At 42.4% G+C, this 25,855-nt stretch carries 11 protein-coding genes, 1 tRNA gene and 1 pseudogene; 7 read left to right on the top strand and 6 right to left on the bottom strand.

The window, feature by feature from the left end; translation table 11 throughout:
- Positions 1-137: 137 nt before the first annotated feature.
- The 6 genes from U1E44_RS10210 (at position 138) to U1E44_RS10235 (ending at position 19,887) form a co-directional block, all read left to right on the top strand.
- Entirely contained in the window at positions 138-2,393 is a 2,256-nt protein-coding gene (locus U1E44_RS10210) for an Ig-like domain-containing protein (protein ID WP_322930982.1), read from the top strand.
- Between the two features lie 6 nt (positions 2,394-2,399).
- Positions 2,400-4,718 carry a PorP/SprF family type IX secretion system membrane protein gene (locus tag U1E44_RS10215; protein ID WP_322930983.1) on the top strand — a complete coding sequence of 773 codons (2,319 nt, stop codon included), beginning with the start codon at positions 2,400-2,402 and terminating at the stop codon, positions 4,716-4,718.
- Positions 4,718-18,343: a T9SS type B sorting domain-containing protein gene (locus U1E44_RS10220; protein ID WP_322930984.1), complete on the top strand. Its 13,626-nt coding sequence runs from the start codon at positions 4,718-4,720 to the stop codon at positions 18,341-18,343. The genes U1E44_RS10215 and U1E44_RS10220 overlap by 1 nt, the downstream gene beginning before the upstream one ends.
- Before the next feature lie 19 nt (positions 18,344-18,362).
- Positions 18,363-19,313 (top strand): PorP/SprF family type IX secretion system membrane protein, encoded by a 951-nt coding sequence (locus U1E44_RS10225; protein WP_322930985.1) that lies wholly within the window; start codon positions 18,363-18,365, stop codon positions 19,311-19,313.
- Between the two features lie 41 nt (positions 19,314-19,354).
- The gene (folB, locus tag U1E44_RS10230) at positions 19,355-19,723 is read left to right on the top strand and encodes a dihydroneopterin aldolase (RefSeq protein WP_322930986.1); all 369 of its coding nucleotides are present in this window, start codon (positions 19,355-19,357) and stop codon (positions 19,721-19,723) included.
- 93 nt (positions 19,724-19,816) lie between these two features.
- A tRNA-Cys gene (locus U1E44_RS10235) sits at positions 19,817-19,887 on the top strand.
- A 292-nt stretch (positions 19,888-20,179) separates the two neighbouring features.
- On the opposite strand, the gene U1E44_RS10240 is transcribed toward U1E44_RS10235, so the two are convergent.
- Positions 20,180-20,554 (bottom strand): hypothetical protein, encoded by a 375-nt coding sequence (locus tag U1E44_RS10240; protein ID WP_322930987.1) that lies wholly within the window; start codon positions 20,552-20,554, stop codon positions 20,180-20,182.
- The gene (locus U1E44_RS10245; protein WP_322930988.1) at positions 20,542-21,567 is read right to left on the bottom strand and encodes a hypothetical protein; all 1,026 of its coding nucleotides are present in this window, start codon (positions 21,565-21,567) and stop codon (positions 20,542-20,544) included. Before U1E44_RS10245 ends, U1E44_RS10240 begins: the two co-directional genes overlap by 13 nt.
- A gap of 283 nt (positions 21,568-21,850) precedes the next feature.
- Between U1E44_RS10245 and U1E44_RS10250 the strand changes: the two genes are divergently transcribed.
- Complete coding sequence (locus tag U1E44_RS10250; protein ID WP_322930989.1) at positions 21,851-22,687, top strand: IS110 family RNA-guided transposase; 837 nt, start codon at positions 21,851-21,853, stop codon at positions 22,685-22,687.
- 327 nt (positions 22,688-23,014) lie between these two features.
- Here U1E44_RS10250 and U1E44_RS10255 read toward each other — a convergent pair whose 3' ends face one another.
- The 4 genes and pseudogenes from U1E44_RS10255 to U1E44_RS10270 form a co-directional block, all read right to left on the bottom strand.
- On the bottom strand, positions 23,015-23,656 hold the full coding sequence (locus tag U1E44_RS10255) for a hypothetical protein (protein WP_322930990.1): 642 nt from the start codon (positions 23,654-23,656) through the stop codon (positions 23,015-23,017).
- Between the two features lie 854 nt (positions 23,657-24,510).
- Positions 24,511-24,714: pseudogene (locus U1E44_RS16840) on the bottom strand (RHS repeat-associated core domain-containing protein); the annotation flags it as partial.
- A 134-nt stretch (positions 24,715-24,848) separates the two neighbouring features.
- Positions 24,849-25,271: a WapI family immunity protein gene (locus tag U1E44_RS10265; protein WP_322930992.1), complete on the bottom strand. Its 423-nt coding sequence runs from the start codon at positions 25,269-25,271 to the stop codon at positions 24,849-24,851.
- 11 nt (positions 25,272-25,282) lie between these two features.
- Positions 25,283-25,855 (bottom strand): DUF4258 domain-containing protein (locus tag U1E44_RS10270; RefSeq protein ID WP_322930993.1); only part of this gene is annotated, 573 nt, incomplete at its 5' end.

Below are 25,855 nucleotides of genomic sequence, written 5' to 3' on the forward strand. Positions count from 1 at the left end.
TTGTTGAATAATGTAATTATAACTGTTTTAGAATGCCTTTTATCGATAAAACCATCAAAAAAAGTAAATGAATAACGTTTTATCATTCCCAATCTTACCCCTTTGCAAGCGGTTATAGCTACCAAAATATGGCAATCATGAAGACAAAACTACTTCTAAAAAATTCAGTTATTTCCTTTATGCTCCTTTTTGCTATGGGACATGGTATTGCGCAGACCCTAAACAAACCCACACCAGCCGATAATCCGAATCAGGCAGGTAATTCTATTTGGTCTGCGGCCTGCGCCTCTGCAAGCTTTAATGAATATTTTGTAGATTTTACTTGGAATACACCGCTGGTTAATAGTGCTAATACCTTTATTTTAGAACTCTCAGACGCCAATGGCACCTTTAGTAATCCTGTTGAACTAGCACGTGACAATACCAAAAACACCTCTTTTAACTTTGCCTTTAGCTTTTCACTACCTACGGATACTCGCGGTGAAGGCTATAGATTACGAGTTCGAAGTACCAGTCCGGCTATTACAGGTGCCGTGTCTGATCCATTGCCCATGTACTTTATCGATTTTAATTCGCCCTTACTTATTAGTCCAAACGGTAATGGAAGTATTCCGTCTGGAGGTAGCATTCAATTATGCGATGGAAACAATGTAACCCTAGCTCCTCATAACATAGCAAATCCCAATACTTATCAGTACAATTGGTACAGAAGCGGCACCTTACTTTCAGAAAAAGGGCCATCGATAACCGTTTCTCAATCCGGCATTTACAGTGTAGAACTAGATTATGGTTCTATCTGTTCCACCTCGGCCAATACGCTCTCTAATGACATCACCATTTCCGAAGGAAACAGTTTGGGGGTAGCCATAAATATGCCCTCTTCCACCAACTTATGTCCCGGAGAAACCGTAAACCTAATAGCCAATATTACCGGACAAGGATTAACATATACCTGGTATAAAGACGGCATTGCGATCACCGCTCCAGCCGTTAATAACGATACGTTTACGGTAGATGCATCCGTTGCCGGATTTGAAGGAAACTATCAAGTAGAAATAAATGGTTCCGGAACCTGTCTTGAGCGCTCAACGCCCCTAACGATAACCAATGCAGGCAATTTTACCGTAGCCCGGGATAATTCAGAAAACATAATGCTATTGCCAGGCGACACCAAAGTCCTTGCCGTTTCCACCTCTTCTCCTTCCGTTACCTACCAATGGTTTAGAGACAACGTAGCCATTTCCGGAGCTACAGCAAACAGCCTAAGTGTAACCCAAGTTGGTACCTATTATGCAGAAGTTACTTTAACCGGTGGTAGCTGTACTGCAACTTCCAGAACGTCACCTGTAACTACTGTAGTAGCTCCGACCGCATTAGACATTTCCATTACTTATGGCTCCCCATATACCGATTGTACAAATACCGATATTGTATTGGGTGTGGGCACTATAACCGCTGTTTTGGCCAATAATGACATTTTAGATGTTACTACAGACTTGGTCAATAGACTAACCTACCAATGGACGAAAAACGGCACCCCAGTTGCCGGTGCTACCACCTCCAATATAAGCCTTACGTCTATAGACGAAAATGGGCAATATGAATTAAACGCCTCATTGGACACTTTCACTCCAGTATCGAACACCTTGCCCGTGCAGTTGTTGGTTAATGAAACGCTTACGATAAACAGCACAAGTTTTACCACTTGTAACCCCTCAGATTTTATTACCATTAGCAGTAGTATGCCTTTAAACGGTGAATCTTTTGAGTGGTATTTAAACGATACTCTTTTAGATACTTCCAGTACTTCATTAAATGTAAGCGCCTCAGGAAGATACCGATTGGTAGTTTCTAGAAATGGTTGTCCACTAAATTCTAATGAAATAGTTATTAGCCCTTTTGACGAATCCCTAATTACGTTGGATACTCCAACAGAAGTGGTATTTCCGGAAGGCAACTCAAGAACCATAAACGCTAGCGGCGGTACGGCATATCGATGGTATGATATAAACAATGTACTTCTTAGCAGTACCTCTTCTTTAACCATTACTGAAGAAGGATCGTATATGCTTGTGGCCAACATTGATGCTTGCGAAATTACAAAGCAAATTACCGCCACATTTTTAGACACCTTTAAAGTACCCAACGTGATTACCGTTAATGGAGACGGACTAAATGATCAATGGGTACTTCCAAATAGTTTTTCCAGAAATGCCGATATCAGTATTATTATATACAACGATAGGGGAGAAGAGGTTTTCAATCAATCCAATTACCAAAATAATTGGCCGGAATCTACCACTTCCTTTCCGAGACAAAATATGGTCTTCTTTTATAAAATAAGGAATGCCGGCCAAATACTAAAACAAGGGACGATAACCGTTATCCGCTAAACCAAGATGAAACACCAACGCATCCTATATTTCATAGTAGGCTTTCTGGCCCTAACTACCTTTGTTAGCGCTCAGGACGATAACCCTTTTATTACCTATGACGTTCCTGCACAAAACCTTTTAAAATATAACCGTTTTCTTATCAATCCTACCTTTTCTACGGTGAGGGAAGACAAGTCCTACGTGAATCTATTACACAGAAACCAATCGGTTTCTTTTGACGATAATAATCAATCCTATTTCCTGAGCTATAGTGGTAGAATTAGCGATCGCACGGGATTAGGCCTCAGCCTATTTACACAACGCGAGGGCTTAATTACCAACTTCGGTGTTTTGGCAAATTACGCTTATGGCTTAAAGCTAAGCGATAAGAGCAACTTTACCTTTGGAGCAAATATTACGTATTACAATAGCGGCTTTGACGAAAATAGAGCGAACCCTATAGATCTAGACCCTCTTCTTAACGGGTTTCAGGATAGTTCCCTATTATCCTTTCAGCCCGGATTCAATATTTCCTATGGTAAATTTGACTTCGGCATCTTTGCCGAAAATCTTATCGACTACAATTTACGCACTAGTGAATCAGTTAGTGAATTTAAAGACAAAACCTTTTCAGGACATATACAATATACCCATCAGTTCAAAAATTCATCAGGTATTATGGAACAGGGTCGACTAATGCCTTTAGCCCGATTGCGAAAAGTTGGTGAAGAAGAAGTGGTATTGGGCGGAAGTCTTATTCTGGATCTTCCTAAACTGGGCTGGGTACAAGCTGGATACGACAGCTTTTACGGTGCTGCAGCAGGAATTGGTTTTAATCTAAACCGTCGAATTTCTATTGGGTACACGATGGAAAAAGGACTGTCTAACAATTTTGACAATTTTGGACTTACTCATGAAATTTCTTTCGCCTATTCCTTTACTCCGAATCTTACGGAAGACCGAGTATTATTAGAAGATCGTAATGATGACTTGTTAGTAGATAATATTGAAATAACCGAAGAGGTGCTTACCAATAAGGATAAAGAAATAGACGATCTGAAAAAGAAACTGGCTGAAAATGACGCCATATTGGCCGAACTTATGTTCCGACAAGATTCTCTGGAAGACAATAGGCAAAAAGACTTGGAGCGGCGCTTTGAAATGGTCATGCGTATGGTAAAAAGAGAAACCCAAGGAGAACGACCCGATCTGGAAGAAAGGGCCAAGCAAATCTATTTCATTAATAATGACGAATCTTCTTTAGCCGAAAACACTTCGCCAAAAAACAATGTAATACCGAACGGTACAGAGAATGAAGCAAAATTGAACGCGGCTACCACAACTACATCTCTTAAGACCAACCCACAAGACCAACGCACTTTAGAAACCCCTTCTACAGACAAAACCATAACGGATACATCAACTGCCATCGCAGAAGGCACATCAAAAACGGAGGTTAAAAAAGACAGGCTTAATGCTACAGCGGAACAACATAAACTTTCTACACAAAAGAACGCAGTGGCAGAAAAATCGACTCAAACCACCGAAAATACATTAAAACCGGAAGTTCAACAAGATAGGATTAGGGCTACCGCCAAACAAGATAAACTTTCTAAAGTAGAAAATGCGGAGGATGATGAATTTTCTCAATTAGCCCAACAAAACAATGTGAAAAGCAGAAAATTCAGAAATCTGCAAGGTGTAGAAGACGGTTACTATGTAGTGGCCAACGTCTATAAAGGAGATCTTTATCTTCAAAAATTCATCGATGAACTGGAACGTAAAGGGATACAAGCCAGCTATTTTACAAATCCATCTAACGGATTAAAATATGTATATCTCAAAAAATCTGATTCTTGGCAAGAAGCCCTACAGACCTATACCTCTAAAATGAATGGTATGTATGAGGGAGACCTCTGGGTAATGAATGTAGACAACGCTACATATACGGATAAAGCATACGCCACCAATGTAACCAAGATCAAAGAAAAAGCGGCCCAGTATGATGTAGATGTACTTCAAAAAAATGTAGTAGTAAAAGACAACACAGCCGCCCCGGCACCCACTTCTAAAACCATGAAAATAGATGGTGTGGGAACAGGGTATTACATTATTGTAAATGTATTTGCCAATCAAAATAACGCCAATCGATTTGTAAAACTTTTAAATTCTCAAGGACTCAATGCCGGTTATTTCATTAATCCGGAAAATAAGTACCGCTATGTTTACCTAAAACGGCATGACTCCTGGAACAACGCCCTCATTTCCTATTACAGCAAAATAAATGACACCTATGATGACAAAATGTGGATCATGCGTGTAACACCAAACCAACTGACCTAATGAAACGAAATTTCGTTAAAACCCTATTTATATCCTGTATTGCATTTTGGTCTTATACAGGTCTTGCGCAAGAGTTCAATGACTTTGATATCCGGTATCAAACCAATATCAAAGGCGATCTCACTTTTATTGCCAATAACATTCTAAACAGAGATGCCGGTAATGGCAATAGACCGAATGACCCTTATAATGCCACTGGAGGAGCCTCGCAGTTCAACGACAATTTTAATATGCAGTATATTGATATTGATGGGGATCCTTCTACCTTTAGCTCTAGTAGTGCAACGTTTACCTTTCCATCGGCAGATTGTAACCTCATTCGATATGCAGGCTTGTATTGGTCTGCCACGTATCCTAGTGCGCAAGCAGGACAGGCCGTTGGCACAGGGCGAGAAAATGATTTTAACCAAGTACGCTTTCGCGTTCCCGGGGGTACTTATGTAGACGTTGTTGCCGACGAAATTCTATACGATGGCTTCACTAGCGCAGAGGCTGCTATGCGCCAAAATAGCCCCTATGCTTGTTATGCCGATGTTACATCGCTTATTACCGCCCTTCCCAATCCTAACGGAGAATATACCATTGCCAACGTACGGTCTGTTACGGGTGCGCTGTCACCCGGAGGCGGTGCCTCGGCAGGGTGGACCTTAGTCATTATTTATGAAAACCCAACTCTCAGTGGAAAATTAATCACTACGTTTGACGGGTTTGCACGCGTTCGTGCGGCTAACCCTGTGGTGGATATTAACTATTCTGGGTTTAACACTATTCCGGTTGGTCCTGTAAGAGCTAATATAGGTGTAGCTGCATTAGAAGGCGATAACCGCATAGCGAATGTTACTACAAGTATTAGAGCCCAAAGCAATCCGGGCTTCACTACGTTGAGTAATGCCACGAATCCTGCGAATAACTTTTTTAACAGTACCATTTCTTTAGATGGTGTTATTGCTGCCAATAGAACCCCAAATAGTGTCAATACATTGGGTTATGATACGGACATATTTCTGCTCAACAACCCGCTCAATAACGTCATCCCCAATAATGAAACAGCGGCTACCTTTAGATTTACCTCGAACCAAGATCAGTATTATCCCTTTTTCAATTCCTTTAATGTAGAAATTATTGAGCCGGAGATTGTACTTGAAAAAAAGGTAGAAGACATTGCAGGAAACGACATTACTGGAGCAGGTGTTAATCTTGGTCAACAATTAGATTATGTGTTAACTTTTCAAAATACCGGAAATGACAATGCCGTAAACTATACCATCCGGGATATATTGCCCATTAACGTAACTTTTCAACCTGCTAACTTGGTGCTTCCACCGGGAGTCACCTATGTGTACAACGCTGCAAACAATACCATTACCTTTACCATCCCTCCGAATTTAGTAGAAGTGGGCGATCCGCCTTCGAGCATAAGAATGCGTGTACGTGTTGCCGAAAATTGTTTCGATTTTATAGATGCCTGTACCGATATTATTCAAAACCAGGCGTTTTCAACCTATGAGGGCGCTATCAATAATAATCAAATCTCCGACGACCCCAGCGTATCCGATTTTGATAATTGCGGTTTTGTAACCCCCGGTGCTACCAATTTTCTTTTGGATGACTTATCGGATTGTGATTTCAGCAGAACGGTACAGCTTTGTGGTGCCAACGTACTCTTAGATGCCGGTGATAATTTTGATGATTACATATGGTACCGAGATAATAACAACAATGGCATTATCGATGCCGCAGATACTGTAATAACAGACGGTAACCCTGATAATGATTTAAGTACCTTATTAGTAACCCAAACAGGCACCTACATTGTAGATAAAATAATAGCCGATCCCTGTAAAGGATTCCAAGAAATCATTACCGTAATTCCGTTTGGAAACACCCAGACCAACCCCATTATCGATCTTATTAACGACCCTACAAACACCGTAGAAGGCGAAGTTGTTGCATGCTCTATAGACGGCGATCTTTTGCCCAAAATTTTCCTTTGCGGTCTTAATGATACCGAGCTTATACAAATTAATATTCCCGATGCGGTAAGCATTGTATGGCAGCGGTTAGATGAAACCAGTTGTGCCTCTTCCGGAGATGATTGCGCCAATAAAAACGGGACCTGTACTTGGGATCAGGTAAGCACCGGAAATTCCTTTTTGGCGTCCGATGCAGGACAATACCGCTTGATTATTAACTATCAAAATGGCTGTTTTACCCGTTTCTATTTCAACGTATTTAAAAACCCTTTAAATCCACAGTTTAACAAAACCGATATCATCTGCGCCACACCGGGCAACATCACCGTAACCAATATGCCGGCCACCTATGAATATCAATTGTTAAATGCAGTTAACGGGGCGGTACTGGTTCCCTATAGTGCTAATAACGGCCCTAGTTTTACCATTCCAAATAACGGTGCCTACACTATAGAAATGCGCCAACAAGGTGTAGTTGGAGGTTGTATCTTTCGTTTGGAGGATATTGGGGTACTAAACCGAGATTTTCAGGTAGATATCACCTCGAGAGACACAGATTGCTCCGGTTTAGGTGAAATTGCAATTTCCGTTCTCAATGTTGAACCTCAATACTTTTATCAAATATCTCAAGGAGGAGTTACCATAGATACTCAAGGTCCTTCGCTAGATAATAACTTTACCTTTCAAAACCTGAATCCGGGAGTGTATGATGTACTGGCCACCACAGATGATGGTTGTTCTTATACAGAACAAATTACGATACTAGATACTTCAAATTTACAGCTCAATGCACGAATTTCACAACATATCTCGTGCAGGGAAGGGAATATTCTTATGGAGTCTACCGGAGGAAGAACGCCCCACACCTATGCCATTTGGTCGTTCGTGAACACCCTTGGTACTACGGTAACATCATACCCAGATCCGTCGAGCATTCCGGCATCTGAATTTCAAACCAGTACTATATTTGATATTTTAGACCCCGGAGATTATACCTTTGTTGTTGTTGATAGAAACAACTGCTTCGCCATATCCAATACAGTTACCATTGAACTGGTGCCTTCCATAGAATTTGATCCTACAACGGTTATCAACGAAAGTTGTTTTGGTGCCGCAAACGGCTCAATCTCATTTAACCTTACTAATACCAATGGTTATCAATTAACGTTCTTTTTACTCGATGCTGTTGGAAATGAAATTACCAGCAATGCATCAGGTGTTTTTACAGGATTACCTCAAGGCAATTACACGGTACGATTAAATCAACGGCGAGGCGGTTCTTCCTGCGACTTTTTTGAAAACTATACCATTTCAGGACCCAGCAATGCATTGACCTCTAATGCGGTCTTAGTGCAAGAGTATACGTGTACCCAATTTGGCAGTATTGAAGCGCAAGGCACCACCGGGGGTACTGCACCTTATACCTACAGCATCAATGGGGTTACTTTTGGGGCTCCGGGCGTAAGCACCTTTACTAATTTAACGGCAGGCACCTATACCGTTACCGTTAGGGATGCCAATGGGTGTACTTTTGCCACCAATCCCATTACCATAGCACCCTTAAATCCACCTACGGATCTCACTTTTACCGCCACAACACCCTCATGTCCCAGCAATATTTCGGACGTCACAGCCACTGTGGTGAACGGCAACGCACCTTTTAGTTTTGAAATTTTAGCACCATCTGCGATTGCTGCAACTTCCATTTCGGGCACAACAGCAAATTTTAATGGATTAGCACCCAATACCTATACCTTCAGAGTAACCGATGCCAAGAATTGTACCTATGAAGAAACCTTTACTATTGCTCCAGTAACGCCAATTGATGTGGTGGGACAACTGCTGAGCAATGTTTCCTGTTTTGGCAGTGCAGACGGCGAAGCGCTATTTACGATATCCGGATTTGGAACAGGTAGTTATAATTACACTGTAACAGGACCGGCAAATTTCACCGGATCTAACCAAACAGCCGCCACAATTCCTTTAAGCGGCTTAGCTGCTGGAAACTACGAAATTACCGTTACGGATACCTTTACTAGTTGCTCTGCTATAGCCACAGTAACCATCAGTGCTCCAAGTGCCGCATTGACCTTAGGCACCACTGCGACGCAACCCACGTGTACAGCCAACGGAAATATACAACTAACAGCAGCCAATGGTTGGGGTAGTTATAGCTATACCGTTATGTACCCCGATGGCGCAACAACATTCACGAACACCACAGGATTCTTTGGCGGACTAACCGCAGCAGGAAATTATTTGGTTTCGGTAGAAGATGCCAACGGTTGCCAAGTAGACTCCTCCATTACCATCAATGCTGCCATAGCTCCGGTACTGGAACTTGTACCTAACGCCCTATGTTACACCGCTGCCGTAGGGTTAACCCTAACTGCCAACATAACCTCAGGAGGCGATGGAAATTATCAATTCAGTTTAAACGGAGGTGCCTTTACCGCTACTAACAATTTCTCCGGTTTGGCACCGGGAACGCATACTGTAATCGTTAGGGATGGCAATAATTGTACCGATACAGAAACAATTACAATCCGACCCGAATTAACGGTGACTGCATCAGCAGCCCCAATTACGGCATGCGCAACCGCTACCAATGTAACTATTACGGCGGCCGGGGGTGATACCAATTACGTGTACGCAATTGTCGCCAGTGGTACAGTACCGGTTGTAGGAGATTTTAGTGCAACCAACCCCATATCGGTTACAGGTGCAGGAACGTACGATGTGTTTGTGCGGGACAACAACGGGAACAGCGGATTTTGCGAAGCCCAACAGAGCCTTACAATAACACAAAATGCCCCACTAGATTTAACCCCAACCGCTACACCCGCAGTATGCTTTGGTGAGGCCAATGGCTCCATTGCTATAACAGCAACAGGTGGTGCCGCTCCTTATCAGTATAGTGTTGATGACGGTACTACATATCAACTTTCTAGCAACTTCAACAATTTGGCCGCCGGAACCTACAATATTCGGATTAGGGATGCCAACAATTGTGAGGAAACCGCAAACATTGTTGTAACCCAACCCGACCAGTTACAGGCAGAAGCCGCACTTACGGCGAACTATAGCTGTTTGCAACTTGGTGAAATTACCGTAGGAAGTCTTACGCCTACATCAGGGGGATCAGGAACCTATCAGTATAGCTTAAATGGTGGCGTTTGGACCGCTTCGACAAGCGGTGGTACTGTATTCTCAGGATTAACTGACGGCACGTATTCGGTTCGTGTACGCGATGCTAATGCTATTAATTGTGTGTTTGCTTTGCCCGCAATCACCATCAATCCATTACCTGTGGCACCGGTCTTAGCTACTACCGTAGATTACGCTTGCGATGGTAGCGGTATTATAACCGTATTGCCCAATGATCCAAGCTTCACCTATAGTCTAGACGGTGGTGCCCCTCAAGCTTCCAATGTGTTTAGTAATCTAGCTCCCGGAAACCATACACTTACGGTAGACTACGGAAGCGATTGTACCGTAACTACTTCCATTATTGTAGAGAGTGGTCGTGCCTTTGAAGCTACCCTTCTTAATTTTACCAATAACAGTTGCAATGGCACAACGGATGGTACGCTTTCTTTTGAAGTAGAAAATTTTAATCCCATAAACGGATTTGAATACAATATTAACGGTGGTGCCTTCTCTGCGCCACAAACTGTTAGTCCGATTACAATACCAAATTTAGGGGCTGGTACCTATACCATTATTGTACGCGATGTTTTAGATCCTAGTTGTACTATTACGCTTACGCAAGATATTACGCAGCCCGATCCTGTAGTAGCCAACGCCATCGTAGCAACACCGTTTACCTGTGCCAATCTAGGCGCTACCATCACTGCCTCGGCTACGGGAGGTACACCAGCCTATCAATATCAATTGGAAGATACCTTAGGCGGTATCATTACTCCCTATCAGGCTACATCCACCTTTACCAATGTGCCCGCGGGAGATTATATCGTTCGGATTAGGGATGTTAATGGTTGTGAAGATAGCATAGATGTACCATTAACCATTGTATCCCCCAGCAATCCTACCTTTACTACTACACCAACCGCTTGTTATTCCGGTAATAATGATGGTAGTATTTTGGTAGATGTTACCTCTATTCCCGGTAACGGAGGATTCCTGTTTAGCATTAATGGCGGTCCTTGGCTGGCTCCTGTTCCGGCTGCGGCAACTTCATATACTTTTGGCAATCTTACTGCGGGTACGTATAGTATCAATGTCAGAGATCAATTTGGATGTGCTGCAACGCCACAAAATGTTACCATAAACCCACAATTAACGGCCAACGCCCTTTTAAACAATGACCTAACCTGTTTGGCAGATGCCCAAGTGGCTATCAATGCTAACGGAGGTAATGGCGCACTTTCCTACGAATGGTCCAGCGATGGGGGTACCACATATTCCAATACCAATTTTGCAGGAAATATTTTTACTACCAATGCAGACGGAACCTATATTTTTAGAGTAACCGATGCTATAGGGTGCACCGTAGAAACCAATGCCGTAACCATTAATCCGGCAGTGCTTCCTGTGATCAACAGCATTCTACCTACCAATTTATTATGTAACGGCGATAATTCAGGCGCTTTAGCCATTACTTTCGATGCCTCTATTGGACTTGCTCCATTTGTCATTAATGTACTAAATACCACAACAGGGGTAAACTACGGCACCCAAACTTCAGGCTTAGCGGCAGGGGACTATACGGTAACCGTTACCGATGCCAAAGGCTGCGTTACCACAGATTTCGCAACCATTACGGAACCCAATGTAATCAATTACAGCGTAACCACAGTGCCTATAACTTGTGATGACGTCCTTAATGTAACCAACCCAGGCTCTATAACCATTACCGGAATTAGTGGTGGCACCGCAGAATACAACTATTACTTAAACGCCAATATTCCCGGTTTCGTTACACAAACCTATACTACAACGCCATTGAACAGGGATCACACTTTTACAGTTTTAGAATTTGGGATTTATCAAGTAGATGTCACAGATGCGAACGGTTGTTCTGCTTTTAGTACCGAAATTATAGCATCGCCCCCCAATGATCTCGATATAGATGTAACCACGCTTACCGCCGATTGTACTACAGGAGGTACCGCCATTGTAACTGTAGGTGCAGCCGTAGGTAGTGGCAATTATGAGTTTGCCATTTTAGAGACCTTTGTGGCGCCTTACTCAAGCACGTATATACCTCCCGATACTCCCGGTGGTGACACAGCAACCTTTACCGGATTAATCCCCGGTATTACCTATACGTTTGTGGTTCATGATTTAACAACAGATTGCTTTTATTTCGAAGAAGCCGATGCGCCTATAAATTCCCCATCCAATATGACGGCCACTCTGGACACTGTTGCCAATGTGTCCTGTACCGGGGCGGCCGACGGGAATATTTCGTTCACCTTTGACAATTATGACAGTGGTGCCACAGCCGTGAATTATGAAATTTTTAATTCGCAATCTAATGTGTCTACCGGATTTAGCGGAACAACCTCCGTTAACCCACCTACAGGTGCCCTATCCGTAACCAACTTTGCTACTTTGCCTCCGGGCGAGTACTTTTTACTGCTATCGGAAGTGGGCGGTGCTTTTAATGGCTGTTCTGTTTTTGGTGGCGAATTTACTATTCGACAGTCGGTAAATCCACTTGCTTTAAACCTATCGGTTACAAGAAACGATAATTGTAACGTAAACGCAGGAGTGATAACCGCCTCCGGACAATTTGGAACGGGGCCTTACGAGTATCAAATTTTACCGGTAGGATCCCCTGCACCAACAGTGGCCACTTGGGCCGGATCTTCATTAAATGTGTTTAATGTGGAAGGTGGCGCTTATGATGTGTACATTAAGGATGCCTTCAACTGTATCCAAATGCAAAACATCCTGATGCCAACAGATCCGGCACCAGAAATTGCATTGTCTTTGGTAGATGAATGTGCTCCTGAAGGCAGCTATGAAATTTTGGTGGATTTAACTCAGGCCGGGATACCCCCATACGCCATAAGCGTTAATGGATCGGCTTTCCAAAATGTTACGTTCAATGCCAGTAACCAATACACTGTATCCGGATTGAGCTCAGGACTTGGCCAAACGGTCACCATTCAAGATCTTAATGGATGTGGTGAAACCCAATCCTTTGATATTCACCCAAAACCGGAGGCTGCGGTTTCCGTAACCAAATTATTGGATTGTACGGTTACCCCTAATGGAGAAATTACTATTTCTGCTTCTAATGGCTCGGGGTCTTTTGATTATGAAATAAGCGGTCCGGTAAACCAAGCCAGAACGGCTATCCCGTCTCCCGCCAATAGTGTGGTATGGAATTTGGCCAGCGCGGCCGGAGATTATCTGGTTTCTGTTTATGATAACAACACGCCTTCCTGTGCGCCATTGACTTTTACGGTACGTATTCCCCCTGCGGTAACTCCTGTATTTACAGAAACCCATTTGGATGTAAGCTGTTTTGGTGCCAATGACGGCTCCATTACCCTCTTTCAAACTGATAACGGAATCAATCCGTTGGCCTATAGCATCAGTCCTTTGGCAGGCACATTCAATGCAGCTACCAGCTCTTTTGAAAATCTACCGGCAGGAACCTATACCATTACAGCTACAGGCACCAATGATTGTACAACAGCTATCACCAATATTGTGATCGGCACACCGGCAGCCATTGCCAATGTAAATGCTACAGTAGTTGAATTTGGCTGTAGTGCTGGTAACAACACAAACAATGCCAGCATCACTATAGATGGATCTGCAATTACAGGTGGTAATGGTACTTATGTGATCTATGAATTCATCAATAACGGTACGGCTAGCATTGTACAAACAGGGAGTAACCCAACCTATATAGAAACCAATATTGTTGGGGGTACGTATACGATTAATGTGTACGATAGTAACGGTTGTGTAGGCACTACAATCGCTACCATAGCACCTTTTGATGCGCTATCGGGAGCAACTGCGGCTATTACCAATCCATTAAGCTGTACTCCCGGAGGGGATGGGGAAATTACCATAACGGTCACATCGACAAATAGTGACCCAACCCGATTTGAATATAGTATCGACAATGGTGCAACCTACCAAGCATCCAATGTGTTTAGCGGGCTATCTGCCGGAACCTATACCTTTTTAGTGCGACATATAGACACCGGTTGTGTGGTGACGACTTCGGAAACCATTCTTCCGACAGATAATCTTACTTTAGATGTGGTGAGCACCACCAATGTTACCTGTTTTGGAGATGCCAACGGTGAGGTAGAATTGGATCTGCACCTCCTTGGTGTAACCTACGGAAATACCATTACGTATGTTTTAAATTATGACGTAAACAACACGCCCTTAGACCCATCAGATGACGATATCATTACCGGTAGCTCTCCTAATGGAAATTTCTTAGTCTCTAATTTAGAGGCGGGTAGCTATAGCATAGTGGTAACGCAGTCTAACTTCCCAACATGTTCATACAGCGAGACCTTTATTATTGCCGGGCCTAGTGATCCCATAACAGCTGTTGTGGTAGTAACGGATATAACCTGTAACCCCACGAATAACGGTATTATCCAAATTACAGATGTACAAGGTGGATGGGGCTCCTATACGTACTATGTGGGTACTGTAGCTCCTTCCGGCACAGGCGACTTTGTGGCTTCCCCACGATTTGAAAATCTCGCCGCCGGTACGTATGAAGCTTGGGTACGGGATGTAAATGGTTGTGAGCAACTGATCCAAAATAACATTGTGCTTTTAGATCCAACACCAGTCGCTGCAACGCTACAGGTAAATCAGGAAAACTGTACCAACCTAGCGGGAGAACTAGAGGTAATTGGAACCACAGGTGGCCAAGGAAGTAACTATACCTATCAACTCATCAAAGATGGCGTTGCTTTTGGTGCGCCACAAAGCGGTAGGGTGTTCACCGGATTGGGAGCCGGCACATATGAAGTTGCCATTAGCGACCAATGGGGTTGTACGTTCACCACTCCCGCCGAATTGCTTTATGAAGAAATGAACCTCACCGCCACCGTGGTAAAACCGTTGGATTGTACGCCCACACCGGATGGTGAAATCACCATTACCGTGGCGGGTGGCTCGGCCAATTTGGACTTTACCGTAACCTTTCCGGACGGAACGACAACTTTGAACAACGCCACAGGTATATTTACAGGGTTAGCTCAAGTAGGAACCTATACGTTTGTTGTGAGCGATTTGGACACCACAAACCCTGTTTGCGAAAAAACCATAGCTGCCACTTTAGATGCCCCATCGGTAACCACATTAGCTGCGGCAACTATTTCTAACGTGTCTTGTAACGGGCTAAGTGATGGCAGTATCCGTATTAATATAGCGCCTACGACTCCCGGAACTAATGAAGACCCTATTTACGTATACAATTTATACGATGATCTAGGGAATTTAATCAATGCCGTGCCACAAACCGATCCATTGTTTACAGGTTTGGCTGCAGGAGATTATGAAGTTGAAGCCATATCCGGAAGAGGGTGCGCTTCTGTAAGGCAAAACCTTACCATATCAGAACCTTTTGCCTTGGCTGCCGCGGTTTCAGCGACAGCGTTTAGCTGCAACCCAAGTAACGGTGCAAATACAGCAACAGTTACAGCGATTGTTACTCCGGGTACCGGAACTGCGCCCTACGTGTACAGTATAGATAATATGAATTTCCAGACAGGCAATACCTTTGAAATTATCGATAATACTCTTGCGCAAAACATTACCGTATTTGTGCGCGACGCTAATGGTTGCGCCACAACCGATACGGTATCCATAGCGCCACTAAATCGATTTACCGCTACCGTTTCTCAAGACCTAGCTATTTCTTGTACAGGTCCGGAGGCTATAACGATAACGGCTAACGACGACGGCAATACCGCCAATGTATATACCTATGAATTATTACCTGTAGGAAACCCAAATGCCCTACTTACAGGAAATCCTACCTACAATACGGCTACTTTTGAACTAACCACGGTGGGCAGCTACACCTTTAGAGTTACGGACACTACTACCGGATGTTATTTTGATACAGCTCCATATCCCATAGCCCCATTTGATCTGGTGGAAGTAATAGCTTCGGCTACCACTCCGGTAACTTGTTTTGGGGATGCCAATGGCGCCCTAGAAATAACAGTAACCGGGGTTGTAAATGGAGCATATGATTATGTAGTATTTAATGCTGATGGTACCCCAACTGCTATTACAGGCACCGGAAACACGTCCTCTAATCCACTAGCCATATCGGGGCTTTCGGGTGGCAGTTATTTTGTGCGGGTTTCGGAAACAGGCTTGCCCAATTGCTCCGAAGATTCTAATGTGGTCAGCATTGTGTCGCCAGACATCCCATTAACGGCTGTTGTTTCTCCTTTGGCTTCGGTAACCTGCGACAATAATCTGGGTGAAATTTTGGTAGATCCAAGTGGCGGATTTGCGCCCTATGCTATTGTGTTGACCAACACCACAACTTCCCAAAACTATACAGCGAACAACGTGCAAAGTTTTGTGTTTACCGGATTGGCTGCAGGTAATTTTACAGTTGCCATAACCGACGCCAACGGCTGTGTATTAAATGACACGGAAACCTTGGTGCCTGCTGTACCAATTACGGCCGACATTACCGCCACACCAACAACGTTGGCCTGTTTTGGCGATACCAACGCTTCTGTACGCGCCATAAACGTAGTTGGTGGCCAAGGGGTGTACCAATATGCGCTGAATTATTATGACGCCAGCGGCACTGCAATTGAGTTTAGTAGTGGCTCGCAAACAAGCCAAGTATTTACGAATTTGGGAGCTGGGATCTATAGTATCACGGTTTCAGATGGCTGGAACTGCGATGTGGAAACCACACAAGTAACCATAAATGAACCCTCTGAGGTAGCAACCTTCCTTATCCAGGTTGCACCGCTGAGCTGTACTACAGATGCACAGATACGACTTACAGCAAATGGGGGTACAGCGCCTTATCAATTTAGTATTGATGGCATCACTTTTACGCCCATGTCTGGTGGTAACGTGCACACCTTTACGGTAGGTGCCGGTAATTACCAGTATTACGTGCGTGATGCCTTAGGATGTACGTCGCTACTTTCTAATCAGGTTTCCATAGAGCCCGTTCCTCCGCTAACTTTAGCTATAGACGCCTCGGCCGCCATTATTAACTGTAATGGGGAATCTACAGCTTCTATACGTGCTACCGCAACTGGAGGATTAGGTAATTATCAGTACGAACTCTATACCGATGCTGCGCTGACCAACCGTATCGCTGGACCCCAAGCAACCCGTGATTTTGCAAACCTCGGCGCCGGTAATTATTACATACGGGTTAGTAGCGGCGATTGTGAAACTGTTTCAACGGTAATCACAATTACCGAACCTGCCCCCTTAGTAGTCACCGACAGTTTCACCAACGTAAGTTGCGCAGGTGCTACAGACGGTACTATTACAGTTAGTTTATCTGGTGGTTCTGGCGATTATATATACGCCATATCACCTAACCTAAATCAGTTCGATACTGTAAATACCTTTACAGAATTGGCGGGAAGCCCTACCGGAATTACCTATACCGTGGTGGCACAGGATGTTAATGGCTGTTTTGAAGTCTTAGAATATACCATTTTTGCACCCGAACCCGTAACGGTAACCGCCACTGCATTGCCCGAGATTTGTGCAGGCAGCAACGATGGTTCTATTAGTCTTGTGATTAATGGTGGCACCGCCCCTTTCAGCACCAGCTTAAATTCTAATAATACCGCCGATTTTATAGCCGATCAGACACTATTTACGGATTTGGCGGCAGGTACCTATGTGGTTTTTGTACGGGACGCTCAAGGCTGTGAGACTAATGCTGTCGTAGAAATTGATGCTGGTGTAAACCTAAATGCTACTGTAACCCCCGTTTACGAATGTACAGGAAACATTCCTACGGCCCGTTTAAATGTAGTATTGGAAGATACCGACATTGTCTCTGAAGTAATGTATGCTATAGATTCTACGGATCCTTTGGATATGGTATTAGAACCTAACTTTACGAATATCCCGGCAGGAGATCACTTCTTGGCCATTACCCATACCAACGGCTGTATAAACACCATTCCGTTTACTATAGTCGCTTATGAACCCCTTACACTGATATTAGAACAGCGTGGCATAAATGAAATTACTGCGGTGGCAGCCGGTGGTTTACAAGAGTACACCTTCCTTTTTGGTGATGTAAACAATGGCACCGACAATACCTTCTTTATCAACAGAACCGATACCTATACCGTCACCGTTATCGACGAAAATGGCTGTGAGGTATCTGCACAGATCTTTATGGAATTTATTGATATTGAGATTCCTAACTTCTTTACACCAGATGGTGACGGAAACAATGATTTCTGGAAACCACGGAATCAAGAAGGCTTTCCACAAATACTAACTATCATTTATGATCGTTATGGTAGAGTGGTATATCGAATGGGCCTAAATGACCAAGGCTGGGATGGAACTTACAACGGAAAAGAACTCCCCTCAGGTGATTACTGGCATATTATAAAACTGAATGGTGAAAACGACCACAGAGAGTTTGTGGGTCACTTTACCTTATACCGATAAAATCTTAACCTACTTAAGCATGCGTACCAAAATAATAACCTACCTGCTCCTTTTAATTGTTCTGGCGGCTTCCGGACAGGAGATTAACTCGCCCCAGTTGTCGCAATACTTGGCCGATAACCCCTTTGTGCTATCTCCAACCTATGCGGGTATCGGAGACCATGTTAAAATACGCATCAATGGGCTTACGCAATGGGTGGGTATCAAAGATGCACCCGACACCCAATCTTTGGCTGCAGATATGCGATTGGGCAACAATTCCGGTGTGGGTATTTTTTTGTATAACGACCGCAATGGGTTTACCAAACAAAATGGTGCCAGACTATCTTTTGCCCATCATTTAACCTTAGACCGTTATGAAGACGAATTTTTATCTTTTGGTATTTCGTACAACTTTAATCAATTTCGCATAGATATTGATCGTTTTATAGGGGCAGGGGGCGATCCTAGTGTTACCGATGACCGTTCTACATCGAACCATAACTTTGATGTTGGTGTGATGTATCGGTACGATAAATTTTATTTTAGTGCCAATGCTTCTAACCTTCTTAACAAGGATATTACCAGGTTTAATCCGGTTTTTGAACCAAATACCCTGCGGAATTACTATGTATATACCGGATATCGGTTTCGTAAAAACAAAAACAGCGATTTTGAGCTGGAACCATCTGTTCTTTATAAGGTATTTGAAAGCGACGGGCGCTCGGAGACCGATTTAACCGCAAAATTTAGATTTTACGACTTTGAAGACTATTATTATACCGGCGTAAACTATCGCTTTTTAAATGACCAGATTGGAAAACCACTCTATATTGCTCCATTTTTTGGGTTTAAAAAGAGTAATTTTTATTTCGGGTATTCGTACCAAATTATCTTAAATGAAATATTGGGCTTTAGCACCGGAACCCATGTGGTCACTTTGGGAATAGATCTGTTCCAAGGCCTCAGTAATTGTAGGTGTATGTACTAAATCTTTCGCAAGATTGTCTAAGTTTGTAAAAACAAACAATTTTGGGTATTATACAAGTAAATGGCATACGCCTCTACGCGCATCATGGTTGTTTAGAAGAAGAAACCCTGATAGGCAGTGCATATGAAGTACATATTGAAGTAAAAGCGAATCTCGCTAATGCAGCCCTTACCGATCGTTTAGCAGACACGGTAGATTATGTGCATATCCATGAGCTGGTAAAAGAGGAAATGCGCATTCCTTCCAAACTTCTGGAACATGTAGCACAACGCATACTACATCGAATTTTAAAGGAGCACCCTCTAGTAGAATGGGGGCGTGTTGCTATAGCTAAGATTAATCCGCCAATAGGAGGCGACGTAAAAAATGTGAGCGTTGTACTTAAAGCAAAAAGAAAAAAGTGCGTATAGCAATGCACAACATGGCCTGCCTTTTCTACTAGATTTATTCTGTATATTGATCCTTCAAAATATAAAAAAGTACTACATTTGCACCTCATAAAAGGCATCGTGGCCGAGTGGCTAGGCAGAGCTCTGCAAAAGCTTGTACAGCAGTTCGAATCTGCTCGATGCCTCATAAAGACCATATTCGTTAAGAATATGGTCTTCGTATTTCTGCATGCGGCTATCACATTGCACTTCCATTCTTCCTTTGTGATGCTCTGGCCAGAAAGTAAAACAGAAATAGTGCTATACAGGAGCTGTTCAAAATTCGTTTTACTCTAAATAGACTTAAAAGCGACAATAGAGCTGCCCATTCATGTGCACCAAACCAACACTTATCAGGTGCTCATGACCCGTATAGCCACGATCCAAAAAGAGCCCCCCCGGCCCCCGAAGGGGTAATTATATTCCGTAGCGAATGTTCTAAGGCTCTGTTTTTAATAAAAATTGCAACGTATCCTTGTTCTTAAGAACATAAAAGAAGGGTTCATTCTCCAATTTATATAGTGTATAAGGCACTTGAACATCGGAAATTCTTGGCGTGTATTCTTTCGTTTTTGGACGCCATAGAGGTGGATATCTCTCTTTCAACCAAATGGGTTTATCCTTATTCATTAGGGGACAGGATCCTATTAAATAGTATTTTTTATTTAAAATCATCACTCCTCTATTCATTGTTTCATGCTTCACTTCAATTTTTAAATCCGAATTCTTATCAATGGTAGTATACCTTACTTTCCTTTCACAACCACTTGCTAAAGAAACAAAAATTAACATTAAAACTTTCAATTTTTCCATGGGAACATTCTATTGGTTTCTCCAATTCCTCCATTGATATCTAGTATAGTTGCATTGGCTCCTATGCCAATTGAGCCTCCGAATCCCAAAACAAAATTATTTGAATTCGGAACTGAAGCATGAATAGCGGTAATACCCACACTAGCACCATAAACATCAATTCCTGCATTTACTTCATACCTTAAACCAAAAAACACATCACTTGTGAAATTGGTATTACCTGAATAATATAATCCAGTACCAGAAATAGTCCCTGAAGCTGAAGGTGTTGAAAAATGTAATCCCTTATCTTCGTAAGCAAAAAATTCACCCTTATCTACTCCTCTTAACATTTTTATAATACCCCCTTCTAATTTTACGGCACCTCCCACACCAGCAGTTCCATTTAATGATAATGCAATTGCATCTGGATCTAATAAATGCCTCAATCTCTGCGTTATAGCTGCTGCAGCCACGTTTGGCCCAAACCAACCAGAATGGACACCGTGGTTCAAACCTCCAGAGATTAGTCCTTGCCTCAAACCATCTAGGAACTTCCCTCCACCTAATACACTGCCAGCACCTCCAGATAGTCCAGAGGCTCCTATTTTTGCTATCGCCCCCAAAAGTTTAGAGTCGATTTTAATGCCATTAACACCTGATGCCACGCCAGAGCTTATTGCTCCACTCAAAGCCCCGGCACCAAATTTACCGCCTTGTACCGCTGCTAAGGTTCCGCCTAATACCGCATGGGCACCCTTTTGGAATGCTCCTACAAGCAAGGAATTGCCCGTACTTAGAACTCCTTCTACTGCAAGGCTTGTAGCAAGTTTTCCAGCTACCTCTCCAATCCCAAAAGCAGCCGCCCCGCCAAGGGCCCCGAACAAGGCAGCCTTGCCGGCCCCCTTAAAAAATGCCTGCCCTCTAAAAAGATTGCCTATACCATTGGTAACTACACCTATTGCTACTCCTAATAGGGAGGTAACAAAAAACTCCCCACTCGGATCCGTATGTTTCAACGGGTTGTTCAGCACATACCCGTACCTGTTAAAGTTTTTGGTGTTGTAGGGGTTCCTTCGGCAAGCTATTAGTTTAGTATTTTATATTTACAGGAAGTTTAATCTTATTAAATTTCTGAAAAACCAGAAGGAAAAGGTGAACTATTTCGGCTCTTAGATTTTAAGGTCTATCCTGAGCATCAGTCCTTTCCCTTCTTAGGTTTTGGTACCATTTAGAATGTTAAGCTTAAAGGCTTATTAATAGCGTTAGTACACAAGCCTATTGGTTCTTCAGGATTTTAATAGCTAATTCAAAGTTATGAAAAATCTAGTAACAGGGGTTGACATCTCTAAAGATACATTAGATTACTGTTCTTTAGACAACAAAGAAGTACAAGTAAAAAATAGAGGTGTTTTGGAGAATCAACACCACGCCATTAATAAATGGCTGAAAAAATTTGATAAGACCAATACCGTTTTTGCATTGGAGCACACAGGACATTATGGTGCTGCTTTGATTGACTGTTTGAGCAGTAATGATTATGTATTCTACCTTATCAATCCTTTAGAGCTTAAAAAATCACTAGGTATACAGAGAGGCAAAAGTGATATAAAGGATGCTTATCGTATTGCAGAATATGCCATTACCAACAAACATAAATTAAGTCCATACCGCTTACCAGGAGAAAACATAGACAGGCTCAAAGCACTCATCACAGCAAGGGAACGCTACATCAAGATGTCTGTACAAGTTCAAAATAGCTTAAAAGCCAATGAAATATTGAACCGAACTATTGATGTGAATATGTTGATCACAGAGGAAAAAAAGCAGTATAAGTCTCTACAAAATAGCATAAGGAACATTGAAAATGAGATGCAAAAAATCATAAAGGCCGATCAAGATTTGAAAAATAGCTATAAAAAAGTGACAGCGGTAATCGGAGTAGGACCAGTAATTGCTATAAAATGCATCACAGAAACAGCCAATTTCACCAAATTCGATAACCCAAGAAAATTTAGCTGCCACTGTGGTCTAGCTCCTTTTCCGTACCAGTCGGGAAGTAGTATTAAAGGGAAAACCAAAACACATTTTTTAAGGGACAAATCGTTGAAGGCAATCCTACCTAAAGGGAGCCATTACCGCAGCTCAGCATGATCCGCAACTAAAGGCATACTACAATCGTAAGGTTATGGACGGAAAACACCATATGAGTGTAATAAATGCAATCGCCTATAAACTTGTATTAAGAATATTTGCTGTTGCCAAAAGAGACGAACCATTTATAAAATTAGTGGCTTAAAAATTTGTTTTTAACTTAGAATGCTCAGGGCGGGCTTATCATAAGCAAAACAGGCACGGATTACCATTATAAATCCGCGCCATCGGGAATAAGGCTCGCCAATTGTATTTCAAAGAGCTTTTACCTAAAATGTTGCCATGCAAGCCACACAAAAGGATTCGTGCGGTAGCGAGGTTTTTGCTTTAAAAACTCTCTTTATATTTCGGGGGTAATAACTTTTGTATCTGATCCTGCTCTATTTGTGCCTGTAAAAACTGTTCTGTAAAAACTGTATCATACTCGGGATTAAATCCTAATATATCAAGTGGATGCTCATATTCAGTTGCTGAATATTTCCCCCATTTAGCACTTGCCCCAAAAACAAAATATTCATTGTAGTGCATTTCAAAAAGAACTGCCGATATATAATTCCCGCTTATCAATTCCTCCCAAGTTATATCAATAGGGAATTTCATTCTAAACATTGGTTCTCCTTCCGTAAAATCTTGTGTATTTTGAATGATGACAAAATGAGTTTCCCCAATATTTTTAATAACCTTTTGTAGTTGCTCAAAATCTTCCTTTACAAATAAACAACCGCCTATTAATGGTATCATCTTATAATTTGAAGTAAAAATCAAATCAGGTAATCCTTTTTGTTGAATAAATATTTTATCTTGTATTGGTTTCCAAATATTTTGATATTCATTTTCTGTTAACCAATATTTTTGCAAATACTCTTCCGCAAGTTTTTGATTTCCCCATTCACTTTCAGGAACTAATTTTGAAAAAGAAGAGTACCAATAATTTAAGTATTCCTCAATATGTCGGATATACTCTATCATTGCCCTACTCTTATTTTAAATACTGAACCTGCTTTGTTTATATCAATTGTGTATATTCCTGTCTTTGTAGAAAAGTGATTAAACAAAGTTGTTCCATCTTGCATTAAAATAGTTCCATTTGCTTGCCTTGTACCTCCTTGAGATATTGCTTTGAAAATAGATGCTCCATCGCCTTTTACAAACCCCTGCATTCCTGCTTTTACTTTTGCCAAAGAACCCGCTCCCTGGATTAGGCTTTCAGCACTATTAAATTGGTTTAAGAGTTTCGTACTCGTCTTAGCGGCACTACTGGCCACCGATCTCGCTCCTACTTTTATACCTGTTTTAATACCTCCTTTAACCAAGGAGGAGCCACCAAGGGTAAAAACATCCAGAACAATTGAACCTGCGCCAAGGGCCACCATCCAGCCATTGCCCTCGTTTATGCCTTTATAGATGTCCTTTACACCCCCGGCTATGGGTACAAAATCCAACACCGTGTCTGCCACATCCGCCCCTGAAATGCCCAGTCCACTTCCCGATGTGGATATGCCCCCTGCCCCCGTAGGGCCAAAGATAGACAAATTGGTCGGAACCGCTGCGGACATATTGCCCGGCACGTCCAGCATGTGCACCACCGGGGCGGGGGCTCTTTGGCTACGACCTCCAAATAGATTCTTAATGGGGTTTACTATATGTTTATTAACCCATTTTTCGACTGGTTTGCCAATGGCTCCCTTGAACCAACGGCCATATTGGGCACTGGTTATTTCATCCAGCCATCCTTCAATGGTGTCCGAAATATTGCGTTGTTGCTCCGGGGTAAAAGTTATCGGCTCTTGGTTTGGGCGTTCTTTCCCTTCCCTGGCGTATTGCTCCCCCGAAGGGTCCACATACATCAACGGGTTGTTGAGCACATAAGAATATCTGTTGTAACTTAATGTGCTGTACGGGTCCTGTACGTAATCGTCCGGCATCAGGAAACGGTGAAGAACGGGATCATAAAGCCGCCCATTCATATGCACCAAGCCAACGCTCAACAGATGCTCATGACCAGTATATCCCCGGTCCAAAAAAAGCCCCCAAGTCTGCCTATGGCGGAAGTGGTTATACTTGTTTCAAAGAACTTTAACCGTCATTAAATCGCTTGTTTGCCCTTATTCTTTAGGGCACGAGCAGAAAGATGCTCGCGCCAGCCGGGGGTTTAGCTTATTCATATTTCTCCTCTAACAGGATAATCCTTTAAAATATTTTCAATGTCTGACACTATTGTATCTAATGACATGTTATCAGAAACAAGCTTAAAACTTAATTTATCGTTGTCATTTCCAAATTTAATCACACCGTCCCATTCTATATTTCCATTTAAATTTAAAACCCCCTTTAAATGTATTCCCTCCTCCATAGTATCGAACTTTGCTATTGAGAGCTTTCCAAGCTGTAAATCTTTAAGTTCCTTTAAAAATATTTGGAAATCATCCGTTCTTAGATTTACTGAAAATAAACCTTTAATGATACCTAAATTAATATTGATTTCTGCACTTATCCAATTTCCATCCTCAAAATCATATCTTTCTGGATATAGTCTTTTTAGAATCTTAACTTTAACATGTTTGTAGTCTGATTTTATTGTCATCGTTCCTTTTTTTATTGGAGTATTACTGTCATTACATCCCCAAAATTATTGGTAACTACTTTTAGATTATCCCGAATAAAGATAGTCGTTCCAATTCTATTTCCTGGAAAACTACTTGCTGGATTATTTATAACATCAATTACTGCCCGTGGAGATAAAATTCCTCTGGCTTGCATCTGATCTAAAGCATGCCCAGTAAATTTAACACCATCGATAGTTGTAGGGGTATTAGGGGAAACAGAACTAAATGGATTTCCTGACCTACCAACAGGAGTAGCTCCTTGGATATTAGTCTGAACCTTCACCAAATCAAAGGGATCCACTGTAGCCTTAATATTTAAGTTACCACTAAGTCCACCATCTCTAATCGTTGATCCTGCTGTTTGTCCGGAACCTGTAGGTGCCGTTGTGGGTGCCGCCGTATTTTGGGGCGACATCAGTTCCGCCTTAATGGCCATGGAGTCGTCTGCAAGGTTCACTCCTTGTGCCTCCATGGTTTGTATGGCGGAAACACTTGGCCGTAATGGCGCACCTTTAAGCAAATGTCCTTTCGGTGCACTAAAACCACCTATAATGCCCCCTAT

It is taken from the genome of Aurantibrevibacter litoralis, assembly GCF_034651555.1.
GTDB lineage: Bacteria > Bacteroidota > Bacteroidia > Flavobacteriales > Flavobacteriaceae > Aurantibrevibacter > Aurantibrevibacter litoralis.